6 protein-coding genes are annotated in these 5,681 nt (G+C 57.8%); 3 read left to right on the forward strand and 3 right to left on the reverse strand.

Annotated elements, in window-relative coordinates; translation table 11 throughout:
* Window positions 1-39 precede the first annotated feature (39 nt).
* Window positions 40-1,026 (forward strand): hypothetical protein, encoded by a 987-nt coding sequence (locus J5M66_RS26340; RefSeq protein WP_207807937.1) that lies wholly within the window; start codon window positions 40-42, stop codon window positions 1,024-1,026.
* A gap of 3 nt (window positions 1,027-1,029) precedes the next feature.
* Here J5M66_RS26340 and J5M66_RS26345 read toward each other — a convergent pair whose 3' ends face one another.
* From J5M66_RS26345 to J5M66_RS26355, 3 genes are all read right to left on the reverse strand, one after another.
* A complete protein-coding gene (locus J5M66_RS26345; RefSeq protein WP_207807936.1) occupies window positions 1,030-2,220 on the reverse strand; it encodes a hypothetical protein in 1,191 nt (396 codons plus the stop codon).
* 125 nt (window positions 2,221-2,345) lie between these two features.
* Window positions 2,346-3,596: a hypothetical protein gene (locus J5M66_RS26350; RefSeq protein ID WP_223630880.1), complete on the reverse strand. Its 1,251-nt coding sequence runs from the start codon at window positions 3,594-3,596 to the stop codon at window positions 2,346-2,348.
* Window positions 3,584-4,399, reverse strand: a complete 816-nt coding sequence (locus J5M66_RS26355) for a sulfite exporter TauE/SafE family protein (protein ID WP_207807935.1) — start codon at window positions 4,397-4,399, stop codon at window positions 3,584-3,586. The genes J5M66_RS26350 and J5M66_RS26355 overlap by 13 nt, the downstream gene beginning before the upstream one ends.
* Window positions 4,400-4,511: 112 nt before the next feature.
* Between J5M66_RS26355 and J5M66_RS26360 the strand changes: the two genes are divergently transcribed.
* Both J5M66_RS26360 and J5M66_RS26365 read left to right on the forward strand, forming a co-directional pair.
* Window positions 4,512-5,279: a helix-turn-helix transcriptional regulator gene (locus J5M66_RS26360; RefSeq protein WP_207807934.1), complete on the forward strand. Its 768-nt coding sequence runs from the start codon at window positions 4,512-4,514 to the stop codon at window positions 5,277-5,279.
* Between the two features lie 93 nt (window positions 5,280-5,372).
* A partial coding sequence (locus J5M66_RS26365) for an XRE family transcriptional regulator (protein ID WP_207817520.1) occupies window positions 5,373-5,681 on the forward strand: 309 nt, incomplete at its 3' end.

Raw genomic sequence — 5,681 nt, forward strand, 5'->3', positions numbered from 1 at the left:
ATTAATACCCCTCCCCCACTCAAGGATCCGAGCCCCACCATGAAATTCGATCTCGCCTACTGCCTCAGCCTCGACGACAAGTTGTCGATCTATGACGTTCGCGATCTCAATTTCGACGAGACGGTGGCGTTTGACTCCGCGAAGGAACACTTCCAGTGCCCCAACGATGCGTGTCGTTCGGCGTTCGAGGCTTCCAACGAGTTGGGCACGTTCAACGCCAAGAACGTGAATTACGTGCGCACGCCGCACTTCAAGAATCTGCCCACGACGCAGCATGTGGCGGGTTGTCCGTATGTGAGTTTGAAGGCGTCGGCGTCGGGTGTTGAGACGGCGGATGGCGAGGTGGATGACGGGCGTGAGGAGCATTTCCCATCGGAGTTGTTGCTGACCCGGCGTGAGTATGTGCGCAAGCCTGTCGCGCCAGCGGGGGCGGCGGATGTGTTGCGGGAGGATCCGGTGCGGGTGGTGGCGGACGGTGGTAAAGAGTCGGTGGGTCGTGAGTCGGCGCCGGACAAGACCAGTGTGTTTGCGCATCCGGTGGAGTGTTTTGTTTCCAACTTCGCCGAGAAGGATTTGCTCAAGCGCATGCCGTTGAAGGTCGGCGAGCATACGGCGCCGTACAGTTCGTTCTTCAAGAAGATCGAATATCTGACGGACAACAAGGGGCTGATCTACTGGGGGCGGATCAAGAAGATCGAGGACTTCCACAGCGCCAGTTTTCGGATCGACTTCGAGGACAAGGTCTGGTTCAAGAAGCCCGAGGACAGTAAGAAGAAGCCGTATCCGGTCAGCGTTTATCTGAACAAGAAGCTGATCGACAACTACCGCAAGCGCAAGGCCTTTCTGGAAGAGATCAAGCACGCCGTGGATAGCGACAAGGCGTTGTTCTGTTTCTTCTATGGCGTAACGCCGGAGCTGAAGCAGGTGCCCGGCAAGAAGAACCCCGAAAAACCTTTCGAGGTCTTCAATGCCAATATCGAGAACCTGGATCACTTCATTATTCGTGAAGCGCCGGGGTTGGAGTGACGGTTAGCCTTGGGGCAGTTGCAGTTTTACGGCGCCAGGGTGTTGTTTGACTAGGGAGTACGGCAGGATCGACCAGTCAGGTCTATCGCAAGAGCGTTGCACGCGAGCGAAGTACGCGCCGAGGTACAAGCCCTTCTCGGTGAAGTACCAAGGTGAAGTCCCCCAGATGCTTTCGTCCTGGAAGTTGCAGTCGTCATCTCCCGTCGGTGTCTTCATTTCTGTGGGGTACAGGGCCGTGAATTGTTTGATCACCCACGGCACCAACTCTTTGCTTACGTACTGATAGCGCGCGTTACTTTCGTCCTTGCTCAGAGGTTCGTCGCCCAAGCTGTCGCGTTCGGCATGTAAAAGTGGTTTGCCCTCACCGACCCACAGCACATCTTCGAGGGACAGCGGGTGGCCGGTTTTTACGTCAATGTTGAGCGGTGAATCGCCGAAGTCTGGATGCGCGCCGCCGCAGTAATAGCTGGTCGAGACGTTCAGGCTGACCACGGCTGGCGAGATCATTTTCGGTTGCACTTGTTGCATAAATTCGACGTTTTCGCCGCCCTGCAGCTGGCAGCCGTGGTAACTGATGACTTCACTCCAGAGGCGTCCAAGCAACTGCTGGTTAACCCGTTGCTGATCATCTTTCGACAATCCGGACTCCACGCTGAACAGGGAAATCTTTGTCTCAGGCTCTGTCCACCATTGCAGGTCGTAGCCCATGAAGTTTTCTTTCTTCGCCGGCTTCAGTTTGAGTCCCTGCAGGCGCAAATACTCGTAAGGCTCGCTGTAGGGCAAAGCGGCAATGAACGGCAAAGTTGATGAGGTGGGGGCGGTAAGTCTGGCCTCGATGAGTTTCACTGGCAGCTTCTTGCCCTGCGGACTTTTCCATTCGCCCTGCCAGCCGCTGCCGGTTTCTTCCAGTTCCAACGTTGACAGCGGCTTGTCGTCACCATAGCGATTATTGCCCTCGGTCAAGGTCAGCGTGCTGTTCTGCAACGCGCCACTGAGCGGCAAATCACGATGGTATTTTTCGTAGAAGTACCGACCGGTTACTTCGTCCTGCTGCGTGATATTGAGCTCTACGACGATCGGCATTTTGCCCAACGTGCCGGTGAACACGCGTCGGCCATCATAGGCGTGGACACTTGGAATCAGCGAGAACAGCACAGCAGCGCATGGCGCCAGGCGCATCAGTCCCTTGAGCATTGATCGTTCCTTGAAAGAGTCAGAGGTCGCGCCGGCATTTGAGGGCCGGCGCGGATAAATTCGCGGCGATTATGGCGGGGTTGTGGTCGGGAATCGAGGGGCTGCGCATGAAAGTAAACGCGACATCAAGGCAGTTGCAGTGCAACCCCGCCCGGATGTTGTTTGACGATTGTGTACGGCAGAACGCTCCAGTCGACGAATCCGCAGACCGCCGCGACGTGGGGAAATGATGGCTCGAGCTTGATGCCCAGTTCCGTGAAGTGCCAACCGGGAAATTGCCAGGGATAACTCTCGTCGTAGTTGCAGTCGTTTTCACCTTCGGGGGTAACGGTCATTTCACTGGAGTAGAGTTTCAGCAACTGCGCGACCAGCCAGGGTGCCAGTTCCTCACTGCGGTAGTTAGACCAGGAATCAGACGAGCCGGACGCCTCCCCGCCGAAGTCGCCCTCTCGTTGAAAATGCAATGGCTTGCCCTGCCCCACCCACAAAACATCATCTAGGGTCAGGAGTCTGCCTGTTTTAGTGTCGAAGTTGAGCGCATCCTGGCTTTGATCCGGATAGGCACCGCCGCAGAAATAATCTGATGAAATCAGAACGCTCATCACTGTTGACGACATCCACAGTGGTTGGCTCGACTGCGCGTAACTGCCTGAACATCCATAAGACGACAATACCTCGCTCCACAAACGCGCCATCAATTGTTGGTTGATGCGTCGACGCTCTTCAAGGGAATAACCCGAGACCACTTCAAACAGAGAAGTGCCTGTCTTCGGCTCGCTCCACCACTGCAGCGTGTAGCCCATGAAGGTGTCGATGTTGCCTTTTTTGAGTGTGACGCCCTGCAGCCGCAGGTATTCATAAGGGTACTTGTCGTGAAGTGTGGTGAAAAAGGGCAAGGCATCATCCGCTACATCGGGGATGACGGCTGGCTGTAACTTGATCTTCAGGCTTTTCCCAGCGGTGCTCGTCCACTCGCCATACCAACCATCAGTTGTCGGCCGCAGACGCAAGGTCGGGCGTGAGTCGTCTATCCGCGAGCCTTCTTCCAGCACAAGCGTTTCCCCGTCCAGAGCACCGTCGAGTGGTAGATCCTTGCGGTACTTCTTGTAAAAGTAACGTCCCTCTCCGGTACGAGGATTTATTTCGAGGACGATAGACGATTTACCCAACGTGCCGGTGAACAACTGCGCGCCGGTCTCGGCCCAAGTTGCCGTCGAGACAAAAGAACCCGTTAGAAGAAAAACAGCAAAAAGACGTAACAGTCCTCGGTACATCACTTCATCCTTGAATAAGCGAGCAACTGCCCGCGAAAGTAGCTGCGGATTATGGCGAGCTTGCGCGCTGGAATCGAGCGCCGTCGCGCTCAGCTCAAGCACATGCTGATCATCACCACCATAAGTAAACCGATGTACACGCGCGCATGCAGCCGATCCGGTATCCGCCCAATCCACCGCGCAGCCAATCTGATCCCCAGCAACGAACCAACCGTCAGCAGCGCAAATGCCAGCACATCGACATACCCGACATACCAAACACCCAGATCAGCACCGGTGAAACCGGCCAGCGCCATGTACGTCAACGTCCCGGCCAGCGCTACCGGGAGGCTGAGCGGATTGGCCATGGACGTCGCTTGCGACATGCTCAGCCCGCAACGGCGCAGCAGCGGCACGGTCATGACGCTTCCTCCTACACCTAGGAAGGTCGCGATGGCGCCGATGCCTACACCGCCGGCGGATGTTTCCGTCGTGGTCAGTCGCCGTGGGAATGTGGTTTGGGACTGTGTGAGAAATCCTCGGCGCAGCAGGCAATCGACGATGGTCACGCCCAGGTAGGCGATGAAGGCGTAGCGGATCACTTGGCCGCTGACCCACATCGCAGCGATGGCGCCGACGACCGCACCCACGCCGATAAACCCGCCCAATGGCCAGAGGTATTCCCGGAGCAGATTGCCCGCTCGCTGGTGTTTGCGTGTGGCGATCAGGGCGTTGACGATCATCACGCAGGTCGAGGTGGCCACGGCGATGTGCATGGCCGACTGGGCGATGGGGTCGTCGGCTGCGTGGCTGGCGGTGAGCATGCGATAGAGCAGCGGCACGATGACGAAGCCGCCGCCGAAACCGAAGAGCACGGCGCTGATGCCGGTGAGGCAACCGAACAGTGTAAGCAGGAGGTAGAACATGGTGGGCGTCCAGGATCGGGGGAGCCCAGGACATTAGAGCGTGATGCACTGGCCGGCTTCAGTAGTTGGGCCAATAATGTTCGCGTTTACGCCAATCGCTGGAACACGCCTGATGCGCAATATTTCGATCAATCAGCTCGATGACACGCCTCGCCCGGTCGTGGCCATCGGTACCGATTATTCCCACGACCACCTACTCCCGTTTCATACGCATCGCCGTGGCCAATTGCTCTACGGCGCCACCGGCGTGATGCAGGTCAGCACTCGGAACGGTAATTGGGTGGTGCCGCCGCAGCGCGCGGTGTGGATTCCGCCGGGCGTGGCCCACGAGGTGTTGATGCTCGGGGTGAGCACCCGCAGCCTTTACATCGAACCGAGCAACGTGGAATTGGGGCCGGACTGCCAAGTGCTCAATGTGTCGCCGCTGCTGCGGCATTTGCTGATGGAAGCGGTGGACGTGCCACTGATGTACGACCAGGCCGGACGCGACGGTGTGCTGATCAACTTGCTGTTGCATGAACTGGCACGCAGCGCGCCCCTTGCCCTACACATTCCCATGCCCGCCGAAGGAAAGCTCCTCAGTCTGTGTCAGACCTTTCTGAACATGCCCAACACCCATCAATCCCCGCAGGATTGGGCCGACCAGTTACACATAAGCTTGCGTACCTTTAACAGATTGTTTCGGCAACAGACCGGGCTCAGCTTTCGTCAGTGGCGCCAGCAGGCGTGCGTCGTGCAGGCGTTGGCACGGTTGGCGGCGGGGGAAGCGGTGACGCGGATTGCCTTGGACTTCGGCTACGAGAGCCCGGCGGCGTTTTCGACGATGTTTCGGCGCGTGCTGGGACAGGCACCGTCCGTCTGGTTGGAGCCGACGAACTAGGCAAATTCGAAAAATGCGTTTGATCCCGGCCGAAAACAACTGTACAAAAACACAGTACATTTTCAATCAGCACTTTTGAGCCCGGAGCACACCATGGCCTCTCTTGCGATGAACCACGTCCTCGAACGCATTGCCCTTTTCCAGTTCACCCCGACCCACTGCGTCCAGGCCCGCGCCATGCTGGGCTGGAGCGTTGAACAACTGTCGCACGAGGCCGAGGTGGCGGTGGCAGATATCCAGCGGTTCGAAGCGCAGCAGGACGTGGCGGACGCCGCAAGACTGGCACTGGCTTATCGGTTTGAAGCGCAGGGGTTGGTGTTCTTCCCGGGGTTTGCACCGGGGCGCAGTGTCAGGGCGCAGTGGGTCGGGGTGAACTGGAAAAGGGCAATGCGTTCGAGGACG

Origin of the sequence: Pseudomonas sp. 67(2021), from assembly GCF_017491835.1 — a bacterium.
GTDB lineage: Bacteria > Pseudomonadota > Gammaproteobacteria > Pseudomonadales > Pseudomonadaceae > Aquipseudomonas > Aquipseudomonas atacamensis.

Coding starts and splice junctions, on each gene's coding strand:
- J5M66_RS26340 (WP_207807937.1), top strand. CDS start 40: ATGAAATTCGATCTCGCCTACTGCCTCAGCCTCGACGACAAGTTGTCG.
- J5M66_RS26345 (WP_207807936.1), bottom strand. CDS start 2,220: ATGCTCAAGGGACTGATGCGCCTGGCGCCATGCGCTGCTGTGCTGTTC.
- J5M66_RS26355 (WP_207807935.1), bottom strand. CDS start 4,399: ATGTTCTACCTCCTGCTTACACTGTTCGGTTGCCTCACCGGCATCAGC.
- J5M66_RS26360 (WP_207807934.1), top strand. CDS start 4,512: ATGCGCAATATTTCGATCAATCAGCTCGATGACACGCCTCGCCCGGTC.